The sequence below is a fragment of the Microcystis sp. MC19 genome (assembly GCF_003019735.1).
GTDB lineage: Bacteria > Cyanobacteriota > Cyanobacteriia > Cyanobacteriales > Microcystaceae > Microcystis.
Window position 1 is genome coordinate 2288316 of the sequence record NZ_CP020664.1, and the last position, 23729, is coordinate 2312044.

General features: G+C 40.2%; 14 protein-coding genes, 1 tRNA gene and 1 pseudogene. 2 read left to right on the plus strand and 14 right to left on the minus strand.

The window, feature by feature from the left end:
- Positions 1-329: 329 nt before the first annotated feature.
- From B5D77_RS11635 to B5D77_RS25855, 10 genes are all read right to left on the minus strand, one after another.
- A complete protein-coding gene (locus B5D77_RS11635) occupies positions 330-1079 on the minus strand; it encodes a PEP-CTERM sorting domain-containing protein (RefSeq protein ID WP_106908866.1) in 750 nt (249 codons plus the stop codon).
- 200 nt (positions 1080-1279) lie between these two features.
- The gene (locus B5D77_RS11640; protein ID WP_106908867.1) at positions 1280-2557 is read right to left on the minus strand and encodes an NAD(P)/FAD-dependent oxidoreductase; all 1278 of its coding nucleotides are present in this window, start codon (positions 2555-2557) and stop codon (positions 1280-1282) included.
- 65 nt (positions 2558-2622) lie between these two features.
- Positions 2623-3795 carry an MFS transporter gene (locus tag B5D77_RS11645; RefSeq protein ID WP_008207011.1) on the minus strand — a complete coding sequence of 391 codons (1173 nt, stop codon included), beginning with the start codon at positions 3793-3795 and terminating at the stop codon, positions 2623-2625.
- Positions 3796-3830: 35 nt separating this feature from the next.
- Positions 3831-5405 carry a PfaD family polyunsaturated fatty acid/polyketide biosynthesis protein gene (locus B5D77_RS11650; RefSeq protein WP_008207013.1) on the minus strand — a complete coding sequence of 525 codons (1575 nt, stop codon included), beginning with the start codon at positions 5403-5405 and terminating at the stop codon, positions 3831-3833.
- Positions 5406-5546: 141 nt separating this feature from the next.
- On the minus strand, positions 5547-10550 hold the full coding sequence (locus tag B5D77_RS11655; protein ID WP_106908868.1) for a short-chain dehydrogenase: 5004 nt from the start codon (positions 10548-10550) through the stop codon (positions 5547-5549).
- 45 nt (positions 10551-10595) lie between these two features.
- Positions 10596-12320 carry an SDR family NAD(P)-dependent oxidoreductase gene (locus B5D77_RS11660; protein ID WP_254053072.1) on the minus strand — a complete coding sequence of 575 codons (1725 nt, stop codon included), beginning with the start codon at positions 12318-12320 and terminating at the stop codon, positions 10596-10598.
- 203 nt (positions 12321-12523) lie between these two features.
- Positions 12524-13243, minus strand: coding sequence for a hypothetical protein (locus tag B5D77_RS11665; RefSeq protein WP_052277693.1), 720 nt, complete (start codon positions 13241-13243; stop codon positions 12524-12526).
- A 56-nt stretch (positions 13244-13299) separates the two neighbouring features.
- Positions 13300-17121: a type I polyketide synthase gene (locus tag B5D77_RS11670; RefSeq protein WP_106908869.1), complete on the minus strand. Its 3822-nt coding sequence runs from the start codon at positions 17119-17121 to the stop codon at positions 13300-13302.
- An 874-nt stretch (positions 17122-17995) separates the two neighbouring features.
- Complete coding sequence (locus tag B5D77_RS11685; protein WP_149979010.1) at positions 17996-18202, minus strand: hypothetical protein; 207 nt, start codon at positions 18200-18202, stop codon at positions 17996-17998.
- Positions 18203-18634: 432 nt separating this feature from the next.
- Complete coding sequence (locus tag B5D77_RS25855; RefSeq protein WP_008207034.1) at positions 18635-18808, minus strand: hypothetical protein; 174 nt, start codon at positions 18806-18808, stop codon at positions 18635-18637.
- Positions 18809-18973: 165 nt separating this feature from the next.
- On the opposite strand from B5D77_RS25855, the pseudogene B5D77_RS11690 reads away from it, so the two are divergent.
- A pseudogene (locus B5D77_RS11690) lies at positions 18974-19084 on the plus strand (IS5/IS1182 family transposase); the annotation flags it as partial.
- A gap of 24 nt (positions 19085-19108) precedes the next feature.
- Here B5D77_RS11690 and B5D77_RS11695 read toward each other — a convergent pair.
- Both B5D77_RS11695 and B5D77_RS11700 read right to left on the minus strand, forming a co-directional pair.
- The gene (locus B5D77_RS11695) at positions 19109-20119 is read right to left on the minus strand and encodes an Npun_R2821/Npun_R2822 family protein (RefSeq protein WP_106908871.1); all 1011 of its coding nucleotides are present in this window, start codon (positions 20117-20119) and stop codon (positions 19109-19111) included.
- Positions 20120-20357: 238 nt separating this feature from the next.
- A complete protein-coding gene (locus B5D77_RS11700; protein ID WP_106908872.1) occupies positions 20358-21863 on the minus strand; it encodes a hypothetical protein in 1506 nt (501 codons plus the stop codon).
- A gap of 127 nt (positions 21864-21990) precedes the next feature.
- Between B5D77_RS11700 and B5D77_RS11705 the strand changes: the two genes are divergently transcribed.
- Positions 21991-22063 (plus strand) — tRNA-Glu (locus tag B5D77_RS11705).
- A gap of 19 nt (positions 22064-22082) precedes the next feature.
- On the opposite strand, the gene B5D77_RS11710 is transcribed toward B5D77_RS11705, so the two are convergent.
- On the minus strand, positions 22083-23432 hold the full coding sequence (locus B5D77_RS11710; protein WP_008207040.1) for a cell wall metabolism sensor histidine kinase WalK: 1350 nt from the start codon (positions 23430-23432) through the stop codon (positions 22083-22085).
- A gap of 48 nt (positions 23433-23480) precedes the next feature.
- Positions 23481-23663, minus strand: a complete 183-nt coding sequence (locus tag B5D77_RS11715) for a hypothetical protein (protein WP_008207042.1) — start codon at positions 23661-23663, stop codon at positions 23481-23483.
- Positions 23664-23729: the final 66 nt, after the last annotated feature.

The window sequence follows — 23729 nt, forward strand, 5'->3', positions numbered from 1 at the left end:
AGCTTTAACGGAGAGAAGAGGATTAAATACTATTACAGAGGTTAATCCTAATAGGGTTGCTAGATGTTTTGTGTTCATTGTTTAAGTCTCCTGTGTCAATTTTTTAGAGTTTGTAGTCAAGAATGTTTTCTCTAACCTAAAGGATGTTTCAGAAAAGATCAGAATTTTTCAACTTCCTATCTAGACATCATCTATATCTAGTTTAAAATGGTAAATTCCTCAGCAAAATGGAGAATCTTTGGCACAATTTGTAGATTCTTTGTTTGTTACTGAGGATTAGATTAAGCAAAAATTACCTCAACTGATTTTAAGTCAATAAAATTAACTACTTATTTTTTTTGATTTTGTCTAATTCCGCCAATAATACCGCCTCCTGCTAACAGAATTAGAGCTAAAATTGATGAGGGTTCAGGAGTTGAAGCAGAGACTAACATCAAAGAACGATCGGCTCTACCATCAATGAATTTTAATCCCGCTACTGACTGAGTAGCCCCTGCATTTACTAACAAGTCACTGAATTCTTGAGAAAAGAATAATTCAATTCCTTCAAGCACGAAAGTCAGAGTATTAAGATCAATATTAGGAATACCTGATGATGCAACATCAAAGACTTGCAAACCTGTATTGGCTGTATCAGTCACAAAAAAATTAAAATCTTCGTCAAAAGAATTGGAAAAATTGCCAATCGTGAATTGTGTTCCTAGTCTATTCAACTTGGTGGTATCTACCTCAAAGGTAAACGTTCCTAAAAACTCTTCTGTTCCGCCCAAGGGAACATAAAGAACAGGGTCATCATCATAGAGGAAAGTATAAGTCGTTCCTCGAACATTGGGGTCAGAATTGGGAGGCAATAAAACGGAACCAATGGAAAAGCCGGGGGCAGGCGTTGCGGTACTTTCAACATCGCTCAGTGTTAATCCAATATTTTCTAAAATAGCTAAAGTATTAGTATTTAGTTCTAGGCTTTCTTTTCCCTCAACTTCTAAATAAACTTGAGGTTCGGCATGAACAGAAAGAACAGGATTAAGAGCGATTACAGAGGTTAATCCTAATAGAGTTACTAGATGTTTTGAGAGCATTGTTTAAGTCTCCTGTGTCAATTTTTTAGAGTTTGTAGTCAAGAATGTGTTCTCTAACCTAAAGGAGGTTTCAAAAAAGATTAGAATTTTTAAAATTCTTTTAAGAAACTTATGGTTAACTGTAGTTGAATTTACTCAAAAGAGTCAACCAAAATACTTGAGTATAGTTGCTGATTATTGATTCTGTATTTTGCCAAACATTATCCTTTTCTCAAACGTTCCACTAATTCAACCGCACAACCGATGCCACTTTCATGAAATCCGTAGGAATCAATGCCTCGTTTTTTGATGTGAAAATAAGTCCCTGAGAAGTAAATGGGGCCAGTTTCATTGAGTTGATAAATTTGTTTTTGGGCTTCTAGAGTATTCATGTCATAAGCTGGATGTCGATACTTAAGAATGCGGATAATTTTGTCTTCATCAATGGCGATGGGGGGGGTATCTAAGGAAACAAAATAATCTTTCTTGGCGGTAAAATTATGTACTTTATTGGCATAATAAGTGACATAAGTATAAAGCTTTCCTTCTTTAGTTACTTGCCCATAATTCCAGGATTGCCATTTACTGCGATCGGGGTTCATAATAACGGGATCAGTGTGAACAGTGACGGCGGTTTCATTGTATTTAAAACAGCCTAATATTTGTTTTTCTAACGGGGTTGGTTCAGCCAGTATTTCTAATGCTTGATCGGCATGAGTAGCGATGACAACTTTATCATAAACCTCTTCATCGGTGGTGGTTTTAACCGTTACTTTTCCGTCTTCCCTTTTTTGAATAAAAACCACTTCTTGTTCAGTGCGAATGGGTTTCTTTAAAGCATCTTTGACCCTTTCAACATAACGACTGCTTCCTCCTTTAACGGTTTGCCATTCGACCGTTTTTCCCCCTAATCCTCCTTGGTCATGAGTCATAAAAAAGCTGATGAAAGTTGAAGCGGGAAACTCCATTAATAAATCAGTAGGAATTGACCAAACGGCTGACCCCATTAGCATGACAAAGTTATCTCGAAAGGCTTGGCTATAGTTATTTTTATCTAGATATTCTTGCATAGAAATTCTCGTTTTTCCTTCCCAAAAATCAGCCCGTGCTTCTGAGAAAAAACGTTTAGCTTCTTGATAACAAGCGACTAATTCAGAGGATTGCTGACGAGCAAATTCTTCCATCGGCAGTTCTAAATCTAGGGAATTAAACTGCATTCCAGTATCCAAATTATAAAAATTAAATCCGCCTAAATGATCTTGAGTCTCTGCTCCTAAATCAGCAAAAAATTTCATCAAGTTGGGATAATTAGGTTTATTACAAACTACAAAAGCCGTATCAAAAGAAATCCGTTGACCATCTTCATCTAAATCTAAGGTGTGAGCATGACCGCCGACACGACTACTTTTTTCATAGACATCAACCTCATATTGATCTTGAAGATAATAGGCGATGGGAGAGCCAGAAATACCCGAACCAATGATTGCTAATTTTTCCATAATTTTGTCCTTGAATAAATTGTGAAGGTGGTTAATTAGTGGGGGTTAAAATTGAAGAAACTTTCCTAACTATTCTCCGAAGAATGTTGATAGTCAAGATGGGACTTTTTGGACTGACTTAAACTCAGCAAAAATAAGACAAAAATGACTAACATTAATGAGAAGATATACCGAGTTCCCATCATGGTCATGACAATAGCTGATAGAATAGGACCGGCGGTACAACCTGCACTATAAATTGAGGTAAAGACAGCACTCCCGGAGGATAATTCATTAAGGGTAACGGTAGAACCAATCAGGGCTAACGATAAGGGAAAAATGGGACTCATTCCTACCCCAGAGACAAAAGCTAAAAAGGGGGTAATCATGGGATTTTGGATTAAAGATAAGCCAAAAACTGAAACAATGACAATAATTACACTACCGACTAAAACCTTAATCTTACCCATCTTATCGGCTAAATGAGTAATAGGAATGGTTGAAATTAATCCGCCTAAAATAAACAAGCCAAAGATTAACCCCATGCGCTCAATACCATAGTTTTGTTCGAGTAAAAAAAGTGGATAAAGAGAAACTAAGGTGGCAACACTGAAGCCATAAGCAAAAGCTCCTTGTAGGGGAAGTTTGAGCTTTTGAATAATGCTAAAGTTGGGCTTTTGAAACTTAACCGTTTTCTCTGGTAATCCAAAAAAGACAACAACAATTCCACTTAAAATTAAGCCACTTCCTAATAAAAAAGTGATCTTAGGAGAAAGATTATAGGCGACTGCTCCCATAATCGGACCGATACCAAAACCTAAGCTAAAAGCTAAAGCATCTAAACCATTAACCATGGCTCGATTTTGATCATTACAAAAATAGTTAATAGCGGTTTGTCCAGAAATCAGATATAAACAACAGGCCAAACCCATAACGCCACGAATGATAAACCAAAGAGATAATTGAGTAGTAAAGGCAAATAGAGGTGCAGTTATTCCCATTAAAAGGAATCCTAACATCATGGTTTTTCTTAATCCAATTTGGCGAAGAATACTAGCCACAATTGGTGTTCCGGCGGCAATGACAAAAAAGTAAAGAGTAGAATTTGCCCCAATAACAATATTGTCGTAACCCTCTTCTTTCATAAGGGTAGAAACAAAGGGATTAAATAACCCTAGGGAAATTCCCGATAAAAAGGCCACTAAATAAAGGGCGGGAAGTCCAACAGAAAAGGGAGAATTGGCATTTTTAGTCATCATGGTAAAATTCCAGCACAAGGTTCATAAGGGGGTTGTTAAAGAGGCGTGGGACGATAAAAATGATAGGGAGACGGAAGATTAACCCCCTGTAACTTCAGACTTTGCAGACGATAGAGATAAGCGGCACCGCGCATGATGTGAGTTGCTACATCCACCACTTGACGATTTTCGGAAAATTCTAAATAAGTTCCTCGAACCCAATCGTTAAATGAACCCATCGCCGGACCACACCAAATTTGATAATCCATTGTTCGTTGCGGCTGTCCACTGGTTGACCAACGAGAAGAAAGCCCTAAATACCAGCGAAAAATTAAAGCCATTTTCCGTTTAGGATTATTATTCGCTCGTTCAATTTGTTCGGGATCTCGCTCTTGAAAATAAGCAACGGTTTCTTGCCAAACTGCCTCTAATGGTTTTTGGAAAATTTGCTTTTCTATGGTTTGACGAACCTCGGTCGGAATGGCATCAATTCCCTCATAAGTTTGATACAAATCATATAATTTTTGCGCGCGCATGGGGAATAAACTTCCCCGTTTTAAGAGTTGAACTTTCACCCCCATTTCAAACATATCAGCACAAGGGGCCATTACCACATCGGCCATTGCTGCTTGGGCTAATAATTGTTTGGTATGTTCAGATGTTCCCGCTTCAATACAAGCATGATTCACCGAACCGGTGATAATGTAACTTGCTCCCATCATAAAGGCCGCTAAGGCTGATTCTGGAGTACTAATCCCACCGGCGGCCCCCACTCTAATAGAACGCTCATACTGATATTGCTGTTGAATCTCATTGCGTAAGGCAATAATAGAAGGGAGAAGGCAAACCAAAGAACGATTATCTGTGTGACCACCAGAGTCAGCTTCAACGGTTATATCATCGGCTAAAGGAACTTTTTCAGCTAAAGTTGCTTGTAAGGTTGTAATTTGTCCCTGTTCGACTAAAGCTTTCAGCAGTTTAGGGGGAGCAGGTTTTAAGAATTTCTGAGCAACTTCGGTCCGAGAAATTTTGGCAATGATCTTATTTTCGGTTTCAATATCGCCTTGAGAATTGAGATGTAATCCTGATGCTCGGTAACGGACAATATGGGGGGTTAAATCCATATAAGCAGAGGCTTCAACAGTTCTTACCTCATATTTGAGGTAAAGTTCCACTGAACCCCGTTCTAGGGCTTCCTCTGAGGGGCTATGGATTAAATTAAAGGCATATCGTCCATTGGGTAAAGCTTCTTGAATGGTGTGAATGGCTTTTTCAACCCGTTGGGGAACTAACCCGGCTGCCCCAAAACTGGCTAAAAATCCAGCTTTTCCCAAAGAAATCACCAAATCTTCGGAAGCGATACCCCCGGCCATTGCACCGGCTGCATAAGCATAGTCTAAACCATGAAAGTGACAAAAAGCGCGATCGCCTAATTGTTGGGGTGATAGGGCATTAATCATGCTACGGGGCAGTATATCAGCATTAGGTTCGTGAGAAAGTCCTATCTGGTTATTTTTGACATATACATAACAAGGCTGCTCTAAATTGGCTAATTTTTCTCGAATTCCTTCACTATCAAAGGAAATGGATGATTTAGGGGCGCTAGTAAGAGGGTTATGGTTAGCTAACATGGGGTTTATTTCTCCATTGTTATTGACTTTAAACTGAGGGAAAAGATGGGTGTTTACTATTCACTGGTAACTGGGTTTATCGCAGTTCGATGCTTAATGCACTAACCAAGTAGTCGAGATACACTGGTCTCTGTTAACTGTTCACTGTTCACTGTCTAATAGACACAAGGCGATGTCTTTAATTTCGTAAATTCTTAAGTCTTCTTTCCAAAGACTGGCATCTCCGATAATTGTGATTACATCATCTTCAACTCGAATATCGGAAATATGCACTTCTAAAGACATTAAACGATTTTCGGGTGTAATTTGTCCTCGATATTTCCAGGTAATTTGATGATTAATGGCTTGACCAAAGCGAGGATTTTTAAAAGATTTGCCTAAGTCTAATTGCAGCGCATAAGTTTGCATAGCTTGAAGAATAGACTCAATGCCTAAGGCACCAGGCATGACGGGATCTTGATAGAAATGGAATGGAAAATACCAATCTTCGGGAGTAATTGATTGGCTGGCATAAATATATCCTTTTTGATACTTACCCCCATCTTCAATTAGAAAAACTTTTTCGATAAAATCAAGATAATTTTGAGAAAGACGATAGTGGGGTTTTTCAGGATTTACTGAATAGAAGTTTTGGTGAGTTAAGGAATCTTGTAAATTAATTTCCTCTACGCTTAAATCGGATAAATCATTCAATTGATACCAAGGTTTAAGCCGTTTTCCGCCATCAAGTCCCACTTGATTTGCTAACACTGCTGTGCTAAAGTCTCCAAAAACCATATTACCCCGATAAAAAGGTTCACCCTCACAAGATAATTCAAACTCAAATTTTTGAATGATTGCCCCTTGAATAGCGGTAGTAGAAAGGAGACGAACTTTATCCGTAATGGTTTTATTACGGAGGTCAATTTCTTTGAGAATTGTTCCCTGTCCATCCAAATTACGAAAATGAAGATCATCTTCTGGGAATAATAAAGTTGCTCCCATATAAACCCCTAAGAAAATACAAGGTTGACCTGCAATTTCGATATAGGTACAGTAAGGTAAAGTGGGATAGGCATTATGGTTATAAAACCAAGCATTTTCTTTGACATCAAATTCGGTAATAATTTCCGATGGTTTTTGCAATTCATGACGCTTACCTTTGATGTCTAATACCCGACTGACTAACTTAAACTCCCCCTTAGGTAAACGAACCGATTGACGATTTTCATAAATATCGAATTCTGATCCCAAACAAGCAGCCACTGATCCTTGAGCAAAGGTTTTTAATTGGTTTTCATTAAATAAAACCGATGACTGTTTTGATAATTGGGAAATATGGGGGAATGTTTCTGACTCAATGGGTTGAAAAATACTGGGAATGGTAGCTGTTTTTTCTACCAGTTGAACACCAATATTTTTAATAGTAGCAATGGTTTTTCCGCCAAAAATAACATCCACATTAGCCAGAAGATAAGGTTGAGGAGAAAGTCCAATTTCTAACACCTCCATTTGATACATTAAAGTTCCATGTTGGGGAGTCACTTGTCCCCGAAAACGGGCTGCTTGGGTTTGATTTGGAATCACCTGAAAACGAGCATCTTTCCTGTGAGTTTGTAACCCTAACCATAAACAATAAAATTGCACCAGTTGGATACTTCCTTCAATCATTAAATTCCCCGGTAAAGTGGGGTCATTTTTAAAATGACAAGAATAATACCAGTCCTCAGGGGTGATCTGTTTTGCTCCCACTGCTAAACCTAGTCCAGCTATTCCTCCTTGAGGATTTACCATCATCACTTTCTCTAACATTAAGAGTTTTTCGGGGGGTAATCTGAGGGAAGAATTTAAGCCATTTTGTTGATAGGTTTTCCCGAAACAAGCCTCAATATTTCCTCGACTTAGATTAAAAATTTCTTCTTTTTTAAAGGATGACTTAGAACAGTTTAAAAGAGGAGTAAACTGTTGTCTTTTAATCAAGTCTCGTTCTTTTTCTTCAGCCTCTTTTAGCACAATTCCCTGTCCTTTTTCTAATTCTTCATCAGAAAAGAGACCAGCACAACCGTCATGAAGTTTCATCCAAACTTGATCCCCAATTAACACCTCTCCTTGGAAGAAAATTAATAAGCTATCATCAGTTTTAACCGAAGAGGTGATCTTAACTCGACACCGTAACAACTTAACATTTTCAGGTTGTTCAAATAAGAAGGTTGCAGATAAATCTAATAAACGGAAAGAGCGTTTTCCTTGATTTTCAAAATCTGTCCCGATATAACTTAATAGCATCAGGAGTCCGTGGCCGGCTTCTTTACAAATTCCTACCGTTAATTGACCATCTACTGCATACCAAGCATCTTCTGGTACATCATATTCTGTTTCGATGAAACCTGATTTATAATCACCTAATTTTCCTTCTAATTGAGTCACCCGACTGACGAACAAAAAGGGAGGAGACGGCATTCTGACTCGTTGGGTATAATGATCAATGGGTTCATATTCTTGACCAAAAACCTTAGAGACTTTACCTTCAATAAATTCGAGAATCTCAGGTTGATCAAATAAACAAGGTCTAACGGTTTTAGGATGAGAAGAAATAACGCTTGTTCTTAAATGATCAACTGTAGAAATGGTTGGAACTTGTGAAAGAGTTTGAGTAGAAGAAGCGACTAAAGCAGCGACTTTTTGAGAAGCAGTATTTTCTCGAATAATTGAATTTTGTTGCTCGGTTTGGGGTTCGATATTAGCTTTGGGTGCTGTGGTTAACACTGTCTTAAAAATCGCTTCTAAGGTTTCTGCTTCATCTGTTAAATAAAGAGGAGATAAGTCTAGTTCTACCCCATGACTGACTAATTGTGCTAACGTCTTAATAATGGTCGCTAAATCATCAGCACCTCGACGATTAATACACAATGCAAGATGCTCTTTTTGACCAAGAGTTTCCGATATCCAACGAGAACAACTTCCTCCTGATCCTAATTCTAGAAAAATTTTTACCCCGTCTTGATAAGTGCGTTCAATTAAGCGAGGAAAATCTAACATTTGACACATTCCTTGACTTAAATGCTCACCAATTTTCTCTTGTTCTAAGGCCAGAGAATCATAATGAGAAGAGGAATAAAAAATAGTATCAGGTGGTGTTCCTATTGTCACCGTATTTAGCTTAAGAAACTCATTGTATTCTGATTGCATAACTTCACAATGTAAAACCATATCAGAAGGCGAACGAAACCGATCACATTGTAATTTTTCAATCACCCGTAAACAACCTTGAGAATCTCCTGCGATCGCAACTTCTTGAGGGGTATTAATATGGGTTAAATAAACCTTACTTTCTGTTTTTAGACATTCCTGAACTGCTTCAGCTGTAGCCATTAAAACATAACTACTCCATGAATTTTCATCTATCGGTTGACCCCAAGATTCTGCAACGGCTTGTTTAGCTCCCATTAAACGGGTTTTAAATAGGGGAGAAGAATGAACAAATCGACTTCCTTGATCCGCATTTGGCCACACTCCTAATGAATACATCATGGTACTTTCTCCCATGCTATAACCGAAGGCAGCATCAGGTTTAATCTTGAAATATTTCTGCATAATTTCGGTGAATAAAACCGCAAAACCTGTTCCCGTTTCTAAGAGAGATAAAGGGTTAGCAATGAATTGAGTTTCTAGGGTTTCTAAGTCTTGTTTAGAAAGGGGAGATTGACGGCGAGGATAAAGAGAGTTAGCTTGAAAAAAGGTAGCAGGATCACTAATTAAACTCTCTGCTCTCTCCCATAATTTAGGGAATAATTGAAAAAGATTTCTTCCCATTCCTAAATAGGAGTTAAAGGCACCCGGATAAACAAAAGCGACTTTACCCACTTTTCCTAACCGTTTAGGGGTAAAATAACTTCCCTGGGGACTTTTCCAAGGCTTTCCTGTATGAAAGGCTTTATCAATTCCTTTTTTAGCCTGTTTAATTTCCTTTTGCAAAGCTTCTTTGGTATTCCCAACAATTGCTAGAACATAAGGAGATTGAGAATTCTGTTGAAACTGAATAAAATTCTCTTTCGCAAGATGGGGTAAGGAGAAACTGTTTTCAATACTCTGGGTTAAGTTATCAAGCTGACTTTGTAAAGATGAACTATCATTTCCAGCGAGGGGAAATAGATAAAATGACCCATAGGGTAAATAGCCATTATTGGGTGTACTTTGAGGAGTTGCTTCTGATAAAATTAAATGACTATAAGTATTGTTTTGAGTGACTAAATTAAGCGCAGCATAGCGTTTTTCTTGTCCTTTTTCAAGAAACCAAGGAAGTGATACATCAGGTAGATAAAAAGGACTATTTTGCCATTGTTGAGGAATATTAGAAGTTAACAGTTGAGCGGAAGCAGGAAGATAACGATTTTTTAAGCAAAGTGCTGTTTTAATTAAGCTAATTAAATCCTCAGTTATCCCTAAGTTATTATTATTCTCTTGGACTGTTCCGACGGCACAAGTTAGGTTATTCTGATTAGCAGAATAAGCTTCTAATAACCCTTGATCTATCTCTCTTGAGGAAACAGCTAAATAACCAATATTTGAGGGGTGAATCTTAGCATTTTTAAATGCTTGCTGACAACTTTGTTTAATCGCAACTGATGGAGAAGATAAGGGGTTAACTATTTTACTAAAGCTATCAATAATCCCGTAAAAAAGCGTATTATTATTGTTGGGGATTGTTTCATAATCTTTGAGGATTAAAGCTCCGCCAATAATAGACTCACAATTCCTATTAAGCGCACTAATAATAACTGTATCAACTTCTTTGGCAGTTAAGAGAATTTGGGCTAATTCGAGAGACTTTAATAAAGAATCAGAGCCTTGGGTTAATTGAAAGGGAACAATGGAACAATTCCATAATCTTTCCAATTGATAACTAATATTTTTAAGCTCAGTTTCTTGATTGTTGCTAATATTATTAGCAGTAATTAAAGCGACTTTTTTTCCTATCTTACAAGTACAATCTTTTAACCCTTGATCAGACATCTTTGATAAGATAGACCAAGAATGATCACTAATCGCTTTGTTAGAATAATCAAGGGAGTTTCCTTGATAAATTAAAGCTGATAGTTGTTGACTGGTTAACAGCTGATTAAAGAAGCCACTTAAGCCAGCGATCGCTAATTTGGACGGTTTCATAATATCTCCTGTGAAAATGTAAATAGGGTATCAATTGAGAAAAAATTACAAGCAAACGGTATTCGATGAATTCACCGTATTATTAAGAAACAAAACATTAAGACAAGAACTCAAAGTAACCTCCATATTAGTTGCTTCTAAATAAATTTTACCTTGAGAATGATAAGATAGTGCATTAGCAATTACCTTAGTATCACTATGTTCATTAATGGATAATTTGATCCAAAATTCTTGATTAAAAGGGAGGGAACTAAACTGCTTAAGCTCATTTAGTTTTAGGGGTAAACTACCCGAATTGTAGTGTTTTCTGACCCAAACTAAAAGACATTGAAACAAGAGATCAGCCGTATAAGAATTAAAGGATTGAACGCTAAACTGTCCTTGATCTTGTGTAGAAATTGGAGGTAAGTAACAGTTAAAAAGAAGTTCGTTGTTATTAATTTCTAAGATTTTCTTAATTCCTTGAAATCTGGGCTGATGAAACAGAACTCCTTCTTGATAGGGTTGGAAATTAAGGGAAGGTTCCTTAACAGGCTGAATACTTTCCTCAAGTTTTCTCTCAGCTATTACTTGTTTAGTAATATTAATAATCGCCCGATAATGATAAAGGGGAATTCCTTTAGCGGTTTCACTCCAAATTAAGGCTTCAAATTTAATTTCATCTTCTGTTTTCTCAACTTCAGTCAGATCCAAACAATACAAATTAGCTAAACTTTTATCAAAGACAACTCCTTTAAGCACTTGATAGTTATGACAACTTAAAAAACGATATCCTTTATAAAGTTGTTCGCAACTATTAGTGATCCATGCTAAGGCGCACATCGCGGGTAAAACTGCATTTCCCCCGATGACATGATCATAAACGAAAGGGTTTCCTCGTAACGTCAACCGACGATATAAACGGTAACTATGCTTTTGCGGTGTAACCAGTTTAGGAGAAGGAGAAATAGGGTTACTCATCACAATAATCTGAGGGGTTTTAGCTTGAGTTTGGGTTAATTCTTCCGCTAACATTTGCGCCCCTGTTTGTTGAGGAATAACCTTAATATTTTGCTGCTCAAACAACTGTTTAAGCTGTGGTGTCACCATTCCCCCATCCCAAGGACCCCACCCAATAGAAACAACATGACATTTAGGATATTTTTGTTGAAGTAAATAAGCATATTTGTTCAAAATTTCGTTAGCTAAAGAATAGTCAGATTGACCGATATTGCCATAAAATGAAACAAAAGAAGAAAATAAGGCAATAAATTTTAATCGGTTAACTTCTAGGGAACCTAATAAACTATTTAACCCATCAATTTTGACACTATAAACCTTATCGAAATCCTGTTCAGTTTTGTTTTCAATTAATTTATCTGCTAACGTTCCCGCACCATGAATAATGCCCGTAATCTCTCCCCAACGTTGAATAATCGGTCTTAAAGTTGCTTTTAGTTGCTGTGAATCGGTAACATTAACACTGCAATACTCGGCTTTTCCTCCTACTTTTTCAATCTCTGATAAGGTTTGCTTAATTTCACGACTTTGACAGAGTTGTTGATACAGTGCTTGAACTTTTTTCGGAGTTGGTTTTTCATTTTGAGTTGTTAAATGTTGCATGATTTGCTTCTTTAACTGAGACTCATCTTGACAAGAAAGACTCCATTCAGGTTCAGGGTCTAAAATTTGCGAACGACCTAATAAAATAAATTTACAATGATATTGTCGCGCCAAATAGATAACGCATTGAGCCGTAATTCCTCGGCCACCACCACTGACAATAACCACCGAAGATGAATTAAGTTGAGTATCATTAATCATGGGGAACATACCGTGTTAGTTGATAATTGATAGTTGATAGTTGATATTTAATAGTTAGTATATATTAGCCAAAAATCAGAATTTATACCGTAATTTATTTGAATAAATATAATTCTGTAGGGGCGCAATGCTCGCGCCCAGCTAATTTTATTCTAACTATTAACTTTTCCCTAATTACTGCTCAAAGAAGCTAATTCACAAGTCAAAGTCATTCGACCTTTTGGGGTATAACCCACCTCTTGAATTAAGCTATTAGGATCATGCAATTCAGCTAAAACAATTTGAGCCGTTGTCATTTCATCTAAGTCGGGACTAATATCTAGAGCGCGACAGAAGACCGATTCCCACTCTAGATTTAAGGTTTTCGTTAAGCCAAATAAACCGCCACTAATAGGGCTAAATTCTCGTTTTCCACTAAGACCAAATTCTCCATCTAAACGGGTTAAGCTGAGAAAACAACTGCGTCCTTGACTGGCCGCTTGCGTCAGAGAAGATTTAAGATGTTTGGCTAGTAAAAACACTTGTTTAACAATCGCTTGATCGGTGTTAATTGAAGTCTCTTGATCTTGATTAAACCCCTGAGAGAGAGGATGTAAATGAATAAATGTGCCGATCAGTCCACAAGTTTTAAATATATCTCCCAATTGTGCTTGTAAATGTTCTTCACTTAAATGATTGAGAACAAAATGTCGAACCCCCGCAGGAAGAGAAGAACGCACAGGAATAAGGAATTGAGGGAAACTGAGAACCACAACTTGCCAGCCTTGGTTTAGCAAACTTTGAGCAACTTGGGCAGTAGTAGATGAACCATCATCGGTCACCAAACAGGTTTGATCAGGGGTTGAGGGAAAATCCCAATAATCAGGTGCAGCAAGGGGCTTCAGTTTCATTTGATAACGTCCAATATCACCGTGTTTTCGATGGTTAGACTGGGTAGAGGTAACAACTAAGCTATTTTTTTTTCTGTCACCATCATTTTCTCCCTCAAGTACTGAACAATGTGGGCTAGGGTACGTTTTTCTGCTAACGCTTCAGGGCTAAGTTTGGGCAACCCAGAGAAAGCTTCTTGGAGACTTCCCATGATTTCTACCCGTTTGATCGAGTCAATGCCTAAATCTGCCTCTAAATCCATTTCTAATTCCAACATTTCCGTAGGATAGCCTGTTTTTTCACTGACAACCTCTAATAAGGCTTGACTTAGTGCATCATCTTGAATGGAGTCTAAAGAAGATTCGCTCACTTCTGACACAGGTTCAGGTATAGAGATGGGTGCAATGGGTTGACGAGGTTCTAAGTAGTTGACAATGGGGGAAATGTGAACGGGTTCAGGTTCGGGAGTCGGTAAGGGTTGAGGTGCAGTGTTTAAAGGTTGAGGTTCTGGAGTCCGTAAGGGCTGAGGTTCAGACTTAAAAGGGGTAGGATCAGGAAAGCTAACAGAGGAAACCTCTGAATTTTGCTGATCAAATTTTGAATTCTCCGAAGCCGCAGCAGGAGTAGAGAGTTCGTCAATTTGAGCAACTACTGTCATCTCTTTTTGTTTTAATAACTGCAACACTGACTGAAAACTCTGAGATTGATGTTTAATATACTCTTCGTGAACCTTGGCAAGACTCTGTTGATATTGGTAGAATGCCTGTAAAAGAGGGTTGATGTTGTTAGAAATAGCGTTGTTCATAGTCATGGTTACAGTTTGATCTCGAGAAACGATAGATAAATTGAGTGTTGGAATTTCCTCTGAAAGAGGCTGAGAATCAGAAGGATAGGGGTTGACGGAAGGAATAGAGGCTAAAATTTCCTCGTTTTCCGACCCTTTCACTTCCTCACACTTAGATTCAACCGTTTGGGAATCAACTGACGGTTCTATTTCCGCAGGTGAATCAGGTTGTAATGCAGCTCCGATCAAAGCTTTGGTTTTATCGCTGATGTAGTTGGTTGCATTCAGCTTAAGGGTCATACCTTTGCGTTTGCTTGAAGGAGTCTTCACCGTCAAAGCTGCATTTTCCAGATCGTTTAACGGTAAACCTAAAACTCGAAGCTGCATTACTCCTTGTGACAGTTGAACATCACTGTCCTTTTGCCGACTGGGGTTGAGCGCAATGGCCAGATGAGGGCGATCGCCTAAGATCTGTTTAACTAAGTTAGTGAGAATTTGGCGCGGTCCAATTTCCACAAAGCAATATCCGCCTTGAGCATAAATATTTTCAATTTGTTGGACAAACTGAACCGAATTCAACAACTGAGCTTCTAAAAGCTGACGCATCCCTGATAAATCTTTGGGATAAGGGGCCGCCGTCACATTAGCATAAACCGGAAGTTGGGGCGCATGAAACGTCACTTGATCCAACGCTTTCCCAAAGGGTTGACTAGCATGACGTACTAGAGAAGTATGAAAAGCAGCAGACACGGGTAAAGGCGTAACCCGATAGCCTTGAGAGCTTAAAATCTTATCAATAGTGGCAATTTCTGAGGCTAATCCCGATAATACCACCTGTTCAGGTGCATTATAGTTAGCAATCTGCACATTGGCCATTCCTTCAACCCATTGCGCTATCTGAGATACTTTCCCAGTCACCGCTAACATCGCCCCTTGAGGGGTGGCTCCTTTCGGTGCGGCCATGGACTGGCCTCTAGCTTGGATCAAGTAATAATAATCGTCGTCTGTGAAAACGCCCGCGGACCAGAGTGCGGTTAATTCCCCAAAACTGTGACCGGCCACAAAATTTGGCTTAAATCCCGTCTTTTGCAACGTTTTATATAGTCCTACACTGAAAGCCCCGATCGCAGGTTGAGCATTTTCCGTCCGTTGCAGTAAAGAGGTTTGCCGTTTTTCGTCCACCTCGTTAAAGGTAGGAATCGGAAATACTCCTGCTGAAAGGGGCGTTAAACCCGCTTTAGCTCTCAATGTATCCAATTTTTGATAAGCGGTTTGGATTTCTGGGAAATTTAGGGCAATTTCTCGACCCATATTCAGGTATTGAGAACCTTGGCCGGGGAACAGTGCTACGACTTTTCCCTCAAGTAATAACCCCGTCTTACGGTAATAAATACCTTGGGGATGTTCCCATGCGTCTGCTTGAGGCTGTTTTTGCAACTGTTTAACGGCTGCTTGCAGTAATTTAATAGCTTCCGCCAAGGAAGTCGCGACAAAGCCCACTCTAGCAACCTTTAAGGGAAGTTGAGCCGATTTGCTTTGATTTTGTAGTTCAATATAAACTTGTGACCCTTGGGGAGATTGCAACTGTTCTAGAGCTTTTTGACAAGTTTGTCTTAATTCTTCAGGATTTTGACCCCAGAGTAAAATTGATTGGGGACGGTGATGAATTCGATTTTCTCCTTGGGGTAATTTGGGCGTATATTCTTCTAACACCACATGATAATCTGTTCCCCCAAAGCCAAAGGAACTAACCCCGGCTCGTCTCGGTGTCTCTCCTTTGGGCAACCAAGGACGGGTTTCGGTGTTGAGATAAAAGGGCGAGTCTTCAATCTTAAATTTAGGGTTGGGTTCGGTAATATTAATGGTAGCAGGAAGAATTTTATGATGTAAGGCCAAAGTCGTTTTAATTAAACTTGCAGCACCCGCCGCCGCCTTAGTATGACCAATTTGAGATTTGACACTACCCAGAGCAATCGTTTGCTTTTCTGCGTTATTTTCGCTAAAAATCTCATTCAGGGCTGTAAATTCACAAAAATCTCCTGCTGGTGTTCCAGTACCATGGGCCTCAACTAACCCCAAGGTAGCGGGAGAAAATCCAGCCTCTTGATAGGCGCGCCGTAAGGCTCTAACTTGACCTTCAGGACGCGGTGCATAGATACTTTTAAAACGACCATCACTAGCAGTCCCGATGCCTTTAATCACTGCATAGATGCGATCTCCGTCTCGTTCCGCATCCTCAAGCCGTTTAATCACCAGCATTCCCAATCCTTCCCCCACCATCATGCCATCGGAGGTGGCATCAAAGGGATTGAGACAATCTTTCTTGGAAAAAGCCGGAGTTTTGCTAAAACACATATAATTAAGGATGGAATTATCCGTGTCAAAGCCCCCTGTAAGCATCATGTCACAACGGCCTTCGATTAATTCACTGATCGCCATTTTTAAAGCACTTAAGGAACTCGCACAGGCTGCATCCACCACACAATTAGTTCCTCCGAAATCAAAGCGATTAGTAATACGACCCGCTACGACGTTTGGTAACATACCGGGGAAAGAATTTTCTTGCCAAGGCACATAGGCTGCCTTCATGTTTTCGATAATTTTGTCGGTTTGTTCTTGAGATAAACCACTTTTTTGGCAGATTTTCTTCCAGAGAGGATATTGCAGACGACTGGTTAAGGGAGTAATGCTTTTCCAGAGGCCGCTTCCTCCTAAAATAACCCCTGTTGTTTCTCGATTAAACTCTTTTCCTTGGTCATAACCCGCATCTTCTAAAGCTTGTTTAGCCATCACTAAACCAAGTAAATGAGCCGAATCTAAAGCTTCTAACGTATCAGGTGGCAGACCAAATTCTAAGGGGTCAAAATCAATTTGAGGCAAAAATCCCCCCCATTTGGCATAGGTCTTATCTGGTGCTTTCGGGTCTGGATCATAGTAATCTTCTAAATTCCAGGCACTTTCTGGCACTTCAGTGATTCCATTCACTTTACCGAGAATATTTTCCCAATATTCTTGTAAATTCTTGGCCTTAGCAAATAGGGCCGACATTCCAATAATAGCGATCGGTGTTTTTTGTAAAGCAGTTAGGCTAGAGGTTGAGGATTGAGCAGACATTGTAGGTGTGTTCTCCAATCAATAATATAGCAGTCTGTAGAGACAACGAATAGTTCTTAAAGAATGAACAAAGAATTGTTTGATTCCCTTTAGCTTCAGTTTAGGCAGAGTTCCCCGTTTATACAATGGATGATCTACTCTCAAAAATGGATGATTTTTAGTAACCGTTCAAGGAGGAGACGAAATCTGGTAGGTGGAGTAGTCCATCACGCTCTTTGTAACGCCAATTCCAGTCTGAATTGGCGATATTCATCGATATCAAATCTATATTTGACCGATGATTGTCGATGTTTTTTTCAGACAGAACTGATGATCTAATGATTCTATCCAACTCTCAAAATTGGTTAGTAATTTATGATTGGCTTTTCTTATCTTTTGACAATCAGCTTCGTATTTATCTTAATCATCTATCACAAATTACCTGCATATAGTTGCTCATTTTTGTCGATTTCTGTATTACTATTCATGTCAATAACTAATCAATCTAAAGCTTGCTTAATTTTTGCCAGTCCACATCCTCTCAAGGGGTGACAAGCACCCCGACAGCTTGTCAGGGGGGAGTTTTGAAACTTAGAAGTGAGTAAAACAATGGCTCTTCGGTTTGTCTTATGCAACGGACAGGATTATAAGAGATGAAACCCTTATAGAGAAAGACATTGGGCGATTTTTGTCAATTGTTTTTGATCTAGAGCGAACTAATCAATTAAGTCTCTTGCCAGATAAGGATTTAGCCGATTTCTGCCCCCTGATCGAACCATACCAAGTAACGAAGAACCGGAGATATAAGTATTTCATATATGTTGATCGAGAAACCCTTATCTGGTAATACTTCTAGGTTTCCTCATTCTCAATAAGGCTGTCCTTATTGCGGTGACTAATTACAAAACCTCTTCATCCCTGGCACGAGATTTAACTCCGAGAAAGTTTGATAATCTTGACCATTTTTCTGATAGTTAGTTCCTTTTTTTTGCTGGAAAGCAAAAAATATTTTTGGTTCCTTTTCGGGCTGTTTGAGCCAATAGGCTAACTTAACACTATGAAATTCTCGGTCGTCAATAATCACCACTTCATAATTTATCAAGAGACGAATTACGGGTTTAATTAGGGTCTGCTGAAAAAGTTTTTCGTGGGGACAGGGTGTGGCCCCCCCTGCCCCCCCGACATCGGGGGGGCAGGGGGTAGGGCTGATTCATTCTCTCAAATGTCATTCTCTCAAATCCTTATCTGGCAAAGTTTTTAGTCGATTTCTCGGAAATATATATCTGAAAATTTTTAAAAACGTCGTGCTTTGCTTACCTGATAAGCGATTAAGGGTAACAAAAAAAAGAATTAGATTCGGAGAATGAAACGACCCTAGGGCAGGGGGGGGGTGTAGGTTTTTACCGATTTTGAGGGGGTCAATTACCTAATTTTCAGGGAAAAAGTCCCTGCATTTTCCCCCTGATCACTCCCGTATCCGGCACTTTTTGATTGACAAAAGGTCTAAAAGTGTTACCCAACAAGGTTTTCAGATTTATTCAGCCAACCCTAGGTAAAGATAAGCCGCCTCCAGTAGTGTTTCTTTGGTAATTCTCTCGTCGTGACACAACTGCCGCAAGGAATCATCGATCGCCCGATCAAGACGGATAGTATTGCGAACCGTCTCGAAATCATCCAGAACTGTTTCGGTATTAGTATCTTGACTCAAAGATGTCTTGCTGTCTTGACTTAAATTTTTTATAACATCTTGAGTTAATTGAGCAATTTTTTCTTTTTGTTCTGAAGGAATTGGCAGGATTTATTCGACCACATCGATGCGGGGGGGAACCGAGGTTTTTTTCTTGTTGACCAATCGATCGAGGGTGTTGCTCATCTACTTTCCTCAAGATACAGAAATCCCAGACGACGATTTGGTCTGAGATTGAATTTGATTGCTGGTATCTACAATTACGAACTTCGTTACCAACAAAAAGATATATCTTGATTACTTTTGCAAGAGAGCTAATTATTATTTTCCTAGTCCGAGTTTTCTGGTTACTTTTTGCCAAAAAGTTGGGGTCGGTGGTTGATAGGGTTTGGGACTGCTGGTAAATATAGGACGTTGACTAGGTTCGTAGAGATAACGATAGTGTAAGAAAATATCTCGATAGGGAAAATCGATATTTTCACCGCTACAAAGTCGAGTGAACAGAGAGGAAGATAAACCAATGTAGTGAAGGTATGTCAACCGTTTGTCGTGGTCGTATAATAGCCCATCCCGTTGTTGGAAATGGGCGGAGGTGACGGCGTTGCCGGTGCGACGGCTGGCAGGCCATTCTTTCGCTAAGTTACAGACGGATAGATGTGATCGCATCACCATATAGTTCAGCACCGACTGATTGGGAGCCGAGGGATACAACACCTCTGCCTCGCCCTCCTGTAGCCTTGCCACTAGCCAATCCCTTTGTTCCGACGGCATAAAGCCGCGCTTGGAGGCGTAGAACCCAGCACAAAAGATCTCCGCCTCGATCCGTTCTTGGGGAAACACTTCCAGCAGTTTCGGCGAATTGACATTGTAAATGTGGGTGGGGTCTTTGTACTGAAAGTCGTAAGTCACCACATCACAACTGTCTAACTGTTCAAACACAGGGGTGACATCATCCAAAATCAGCGCATCTGCATCAATGTAGATGAATTTTTCAAAGGGGGCGTTGGGGTCAAAGGCACAGTAACGGCGGTTCATACCCAACCGTCGTACTCCTTGTATGCCTTCAGTTTTCCGCCAATGTTGCAGTGCTGTGGGGTGAGCTTGCCAGACTTGTAACGAAAAGTCCTCCCACGGCTTAAACAGATCTTTGTCATTCCAGAGGGTGACATTGGGACGGGTGGCGATTTCGGCGGCGGTTTTTTCCAAGCGGTCGTCGTAGGCGATGACGCAGACGGGCATACCCGCACCCGCATTGACGGCGATGCTATTCAGCAAGGCCACCAGTTGGTCAAACACGACATCATTACCGAGGGTGTAAATACCGTAGTTCATTGCAGCTCAGGAAGAAAAAAAATCAAAACTTATTATCTTTGCCGTTAGTTTAGCTTATTTTTGTCGATAAATTTCGGTAATTTCAGATTATGACCATGACTTTAACTGCTGATCAGCCAATTCCCATTCAAGAGTGCAGTGCAACCCCTAAGATTGATAGAGGTAAGTCCCTAGAGATAATCTCAAGTTTCTCACAACAGAAGGACTGCCCGATCGACTATACCCAAAACCGATCGATTTAGCGTTTGCGTTTGAGTAATTTAGAAATGCGTCGATCATACCGCAACCAACGCCAAATTTTAATGACTAATTCCTCCACCCATAAAATAATCGCATCTAATCCCTCTAAAATCCGTTCTAAGGGGTGTTTAACGTAGCCGACGGGGGTTGATTCGGTTTCTAACCATTCTTCGTTAATTGGTTGAATTATCTCCTTGGCATAGCGGGGATCTAATTGGGTTGTGGGGGGGGATTCTCTAGGGGTAATTTGGGCAGCGGCCGGGGGGATTTTTTGTAAAGATTTATTTTGTTTTTCTTGACTAAAAGCTTTTTCTGTGCTGCGAGGATGGGACGGGGTGACTGGGGACTGGGGAAGGGTATAAGCGGGGTTAAGGCGCGGTTTTTCGGAGTCTTGGGGAGAAATAGCCAAGATATCGGCGGATTCTAGCCATGGCTGCTCACTGACGGCGGAAAATGTCAGGGATTGGCCAGAGGCAAAGAAGTGATCGATCGCCGCTTGGATGAGTTTGCCGATCGTGAAGGGATCCGCTTGGGTTTGTTTTTCTAGCCAATCCTGGAGACGTTGCTTGAAGGTGATCAGCAGAGAATTAGGAAGACTTAGGGGATATTTTGCCGATAAAGCGGGTGAATCAGCACTATATTCTAAATTATTCTTCTCTTTTGCCCAGAAATGCTCGATCGCCGCATAAATTAACCAATAAAGTCGCCAGAGATAGGAGGAATTTTTCTCCAGATTCGGGGACTCGTTAATGAGATCGGAAGGTAGGTTAGAGGTGTGGCTAACACTGCTGGGGATTGCGGGGGAGATAGCGAGAAATTTAGCCTCGAAAATTGCTAATTTTTCGTCAATAACCTGTAAAATCGCTTGAGAATTTAAATTAGGCAGTGGTAAGGAGGGTGGTGTCGGGGTTTTGACGAGATGGGATTCTTGGAATAGATCTATGGCGATCGCTATTTGTCCCTGTTGTTCCCAGCGTAGTAGGTTCCAAAACCAACGGATCGGAGGCAAGACAGGATTTTTGTCGGTAAAATTCGGTAATAAAGGCGGATATTGACGATTTAATCGCTTAATTCTCCGTTTTTCGAGGGCGTAGTTAGCCAGTGCCGTCCTAATTTGTTTTTCTATTTGTCTTTGGGTTTGATTATCGGTGATTTTAACAGTCTGGTGATCTTTAGTGACGAAAACTAAAGCTTGATCCTCTAGATCGGCTGCTATGCCAATAAATGCCGTTTCTTGGTCGGATAAGCTCTGGAGAAATTCTTCGATCGCATCCGTCCCATCTTTTCCGGGGGGTGATAATTGTTTCTGGAGACTGTTCCCTAATTGATTAGCCGTCATCCGCAGGGATTGTACCAGCAAATAGACGGGATAGAGGGCTATTTGCAAGGCAATAGCGATCGCATTTTGACCGCGACGGGAGACGCGGCCGAGGTTATCTTTCAGACGGATCAAACGACGGTTGATCAGGTTGAACAGTCGGCTTTTATAGGGATCGGCAGCCATGGATTTTGGGCGATAACATCTTCATTTAGACTATCCTATTGTGCAAGGACGGGATAAAAAAAATTTTGGCCAAAACCCTTGACTCCCAGAAAAATTATTGTTATATTTAAAAAGGTCTGAAATCCACGCCCCCATCGTCTAGTGGCCTAGGACACCTCCCTTTCACGGAGGCGACAGGGATTCGAATTCCCTTGGGGGTATGAAAAGAGGTCAGAGGCATCAAGCTTCTGACTTTTCGGTTTTTTTCTCCCGTTGATGGCTTTTCGGTAAGCTGACGGTGAAGATTGTTCCTCGATCGATCTGACTTTCGACGCTAATTTGTCCATGATGACTGAGGGTAATCGCTAAAGCGATCGCTAATCCTAATCCTGTTCCCCCGGAAGTGGCAGAATTTTGTCGCGCGGGATCGAGACGATAAAAGCGATCGAAAATATGGGACAAAGCAGCCTCGGGAATCCCGATTCCGTTATCTTTGACGCGTACCAGTAACACCGATTGTCGATCGCGTTTACTTTTTTCCAATTCCACTGCGACATTTTTAGGCTCAGATTCGGGCAAAAAAGCGTGTTTTAGGGCATTAGAAATTAAATTTGTGAATAAACGGGCTAATTGATCCCAATCTCCCCCCATAGTAAACATTTCATCGCTATAGGAAAAATCCTCCTGGTCCGGTTCCACGATCGACAAAGAGAGGGAAATTCCCTGCTTATCGGCGATTAAACGCTGTTCTTCCACTACTTCCATCAATAAAGCATCCAAAGGTACAGCTTGCTCGATCGGTTGGACGATGCCACTATCAGAACGGGCTAAAAAAAGCAGATCATTGACTAAATTGCCCAATCTTTCCGTTAAACGATCGATCACTTGCAAACGTTGATGGCCAGTTTGGGGATAGGCGATCGCCATTTGCACGTTAGTTTGAATCGTGGCGATCGGATTGCGTAATTCATGGGAAGCATCGGCGGTAAATTGTTTTAAACTCTGATAGGACTCTTTTACGGGTTGAATGGCTAAACCGGACAAAAACCAACCAATCCAGGCAACACTAGCAATCATCAGGCAAATTCCGAGGATTAAATCCAATAATAGCTGTCTAATTGGTTTTGTCACCTCAAACCAAGGATGACTTACCCGCAGATATCCCAAAACATAATGACCGATTTCCACCCTTTCGGTTACTTGTCGCAGCAGACGATTATCGGATAAGCGAATCGTTTCTCCTTGACGGTGGGGATGGAGGGGAATATCTAAGGATTCGGCCAGAGTTGACCAAAGTAGATTACCTTGGGGATCGAACCATTCCAAATCTATATGATCGTCCTCGACGGATTTACCCTGACTGGGAAAACTTGCCAGGGGATCGACCCGATAACGTCCTTGGTTCGGGGGAATCGATTCGATCACGAGGGAACGATTTACCACCTCAATGATGTGTTTGAGGGTATCATCAATGCGATCCACTAGGGTATGGCGCACATAAAAATACATTCCCGTAGCGAGAAAAAGCAGTAGTATGGCAGTGACAACAGTGTACCATAAGGCTAAACGGCGGCGAGTGGCTTGGAACACCGATAATCTATGGATTGGCTAGAGATTTTTAGAGCAATGTATCTTATTTTACAGCTTATTTGATTGATTTAATGCTGGGAATAAATTATTTTTAGCTATAGGGAAAAACTGACGGTTGCCAAGAATAGCTAGACTTGAACCCTTATAGTCCTTAAAAATTGCCGCTAACAAAAGTATTTTTAGATACATTCTTCTCAATAATTGTTTGAGTAGCTCGGCAAAAGCAGCCAAAGTGAATTATATTTAACCCTATGGTGATAGGGCTGACAGGAATGGCTAAAAATATTTTTGAGCTTA